General features: G+C 56.0%; 2 protein-coding genes. Both read right to left on the bottom strand.

Annotation, left to right across the window (positions count from 1 at the left end; genetic code table 11):
- The coding region (locus G451_RS35455; protein WP_211236383.1) for a hypothetical protein at positions 1 to 1,364 on the bottom strand (1,364 nt) is incomplete at its 3' end.
- A partial coding sequence (locus G451_RS0123675; RefSeq protein WP_169727931.1) for a hypothetical protein occupies positions 1,361 to 3,569 on the bottom strand: 2,209 nt, incomplete at its 5' end. The genes G451_RS0123675 and G451_RS35455, both read right to left, overlap by 4 nt.

Here is a 3,569-nt window from a genome sequence, read left to right as displayed (position 1 = left end):
GCAGCACGCTCCGGAGCAACACGCACCTCGCAAAATCGACGCGGCGTTTGGAAAAAATCAAGTGCCCAGACGGCCACGGCATCGGCATGTGTACGGCTATCCAACGCCGTATCGAACGCCAACTCCTGCGATGTTGGCCACACATCCTTTATAGCGGCATCCTCGGCCGTGGCCGTGCGCCACTCCTCCTCCAGCCAGCCCCGACGCGCATCTGAAACCGCGCCAGCCGGCTCGATCCCGGGAGACCAGTTGCGCTGATAATTTGTTTTGATTGAAAAGGGAGGGAGTGTGCCCGAACCATACTGGCAGGATGTGTATAATCGCTCATCAAACGTGGCCACGGCCGTGGCAACCGGCTCCGCGATCCGTCGCAAGACCGCTCCGGACTCAGCCAGCTCGATAAAGATACCTAAGCCATACAGCAATTGATCCAGGGCTTGGCCTACCGTCGCCTCCTGTGCTGCATAGAGCCCCAACGGCCACGATATCCCGGCCACGGCCGACGTATCGACGGGCTCATCAAGCAAGGCATAATCCTCTAAAAGCCGGGTAACGATACCGGCAGGTGAATCCACATAGCCCCCGACATTATCGCCTCGGACATCGGCCGTAATCTGGCCAACCGGCGACGATCCGAGACGCAAAAGCCCCTCAGCCAAACACGTGTCGTACGTGCCCGGTGTCGGCGAGGCGGCTTGTAAAGCAGCGGCATCGGCGTAATTTGAGCCAGCCCCCAAGGCCACGCCCTTGTCGTAGACCGCATCAAGCGCCTCGATACTCCGCCAATGGACCTGATAAATGAGCTTTTGACTATTGACGAGCACCGGCGAGACATTGCGACAAATGCCGAGCGCCACCGGCTTGGGCTTATCTTGCAACGACTCATCACCCTCTATCCCTTCTGGGGCCACATTATCGCCAGCGTATGTGGATTGATAGAGATCGACCTCGAACAATTTGTGCCGGTTGGCCACCCGAATCTCAATACCATCATCCGAGGCATCAACACGCTCGATCAACCCCGACCAAAACGGCGACAAATCAGCCTGTACCTGCCCCTCATCACACAAAAACACCAGCACGGCCCGACCGGCAAAAGCGTAATCGTGAAGCAGATACGACAACGCGCCATCCTCGTTGCCCAGCTCGATAGCGCCCAAGCTGCTCCGGACCACGCCCCCCAGCCGATCACCATCCCACGCCTCGACAGCATGGGAAAGTGGGGATCGCAGACGAGGTATGAAAAACGTATTGGCAGGCGTATCATCGGGCCGCGATGTCCAGCCCAGGCCCGACGTGAAAAAGCAATCAATCTCCACGCCGTCGGCCAACCGGTAGCCCGTAAGAATCACGCGGGAAATCATGGCATGGCCCTCGAAATCTTCGACTCGATGCGCGAGACAGCCTTATATAAATCCTTACGCATATCGTCCCGATCACCATCTTTGCGGGCTTTATCGGCCAGCAACCGCAGAATTTTTTCCAAGATTTTTTCACTGCGCTTGTTGTCGGTGATATTCCCCAACGCCATGAGCGCCCGAGCTAACTGGCTATCATTATATACCCGACCGGGCTCACGAAATTGATACAGCTCCACGCCGCGCTCGCCCACAATGCTGAAAGGACTTTTTTGATCCGTCCGGCCGCCATCGGCAAAATGTTGTAAGCCAATATCTGGCCAGCCAGATTTATTATGGTGTTCGATCAGGATACGCTGCACCCCTCTCCACACTTGCCGCACAGCATCCACCATCCAGGTGCGCTCGGTATTTTGCATGTAATTTCGGATATGGCCCACATCGGATCGCGCGTTGTCGATACGATCCCACCATACCCCAAGATCGGGGTACGCCCACTTATCCCGAGCGGCTTGCGCGGCCTTGCGGGCCTCCCAGGCATGCCCCTCGGTACGGTCCAAATATCCTAAGACACCCTCCCAATCCCCATACATCCGATCAATTTGCTGGACCCAATTGCCCGTCACCGGCACGGCAATGGGATCAGGCCGTTGGCCCATCTCGGTGAGCACATCATCAAGCATCCGCTGTATCTCTGCATCGGTAATACCTTCACCACTCGCAAATGCCCGCCAGACCTTATATGTCGCGTCGGCCAAATCGCGGGCTTTTTTGGCAGCATCAGCCGATTGCTGCGCACTCGCCAAAGATTGCTCCCAGCCTTGCTCCTGCAACCAATCTTCGTTGATCTCAATCTCTGTTTTGATGGTGTCGATTTCTGAAATCGTAGAAATAAACGGATCGAGCGCATCTTTCAGCTCACCAATTTTATTTCCAAAATCCGAGATATTTGAACCAAAGTCCTCGGCCAGCGTATTGCCATCCAGCGCCGCAACGTAGGAGCCAAACGATGCCGCCCCCATATCAAAGGCTCGCATTGTACCGCCCATCATCACGACAGCCCCGGAAAACTGCCCCGTGCTCCCCGCAAACGATGCCGCCTCGACAGAGAGATCAACGGCATCCTGCATGGCCTGCAACGTTTTTTCCGGAATTTCGATATTGCGGGACTCCATAGCCGAAACCACATCATTGTAGGCCGTGGTGAGGTTGTGCAACTCGCCATTTTTATCTTCTGCGGCCCCCTGAATTCCAGATAAATAAGCACTGGCAGCTTCATCTAACGACACGGGGTTTTTCAGTTTTTCCAAAATTTCCGGGTTGATTTTTCCGAACTCAACAATTTGCCCCGTAAGGCTATTGATGGCTGTATTCGTGCCGCCGGATATCCGCTCCCACTCAACGGAAACCGCCCCCGGAATAGCACCGGCAGCCTTTTGCACTTCCGCCAAAGCGGCAATCTCATCCGTGCTCAATTGACCCAATTTTGCGGACATCGCATCGCCTGAACTCCAGACCACCGAGCCCACGCCCTCCAGCGCCTGGGCTTGAGCATCGTTGAGCTGGCCCATGAGCACACGGGCTTGCCCCTGTTCATCAATCGTAATTTTGCCCAGCTCGTTGAGCGCCGTAATCTGATCTTGCGAAAGCCCCTCGACCGAGGAAAACAATTGATTGCCCTCAACCACGACATCATGCACCCGTGCAAATTCGGCCACTTCCGCCGCCGACATGGCGGACAACTCGGACAACTCTTTACCGGATTGATCAAAAATAGCAGCCCGCACGCCATCCGTTGCAGAGGCTGATATCCGCTCCCACTCAACGGAAACCGCACCGGGAATATCGCCGGCCGCAGCTTGCACAGCCGCCAAGGCCTCGATTTCACTGGCGCTCAACTGCCCGAGCTTGGCATTCATCGCATCGCCCGACGCCCATACAACCGAGCCCACGCTCTCCAACGCCAACGCTTGGGCCTCGTTGAGTTGGCTCATGAGCACTCTGGCTTGCCCTTGTTCATCAATCGTGATGCGGCCCAGCTCATTGAGCGCCGTGATTTGATCCTGGCTCAATCCCTCGACCGAAGAGAATAATTGGTTACCTTCAACCACGACGTCATGCACCCGAGCAAACTCAGCAACCTCTGAAGCCGACATAGCCGAAAGTTCTGCCAACTCTTGCCCGGATTGATCATAGAGCGCCGCACGCACT

The sequence above is a fragment of the Desulfovibrio inopinatus DSM 10711 genome, assembly GCF_000429305.1.
Lineage (GTDB): Bacteria > Desulfobacterota > Desulfovibrionia > Desulfovibrionales > Desulfovibrionaceae > Alteridesulfovibrio > Alteridesulfovibrio inopinatus.
The sequence above is the reverse complement of the archived record's forward strand: the minus strand, read 5'-3'. Positions and strand labels throughout refer to the sequence as shown.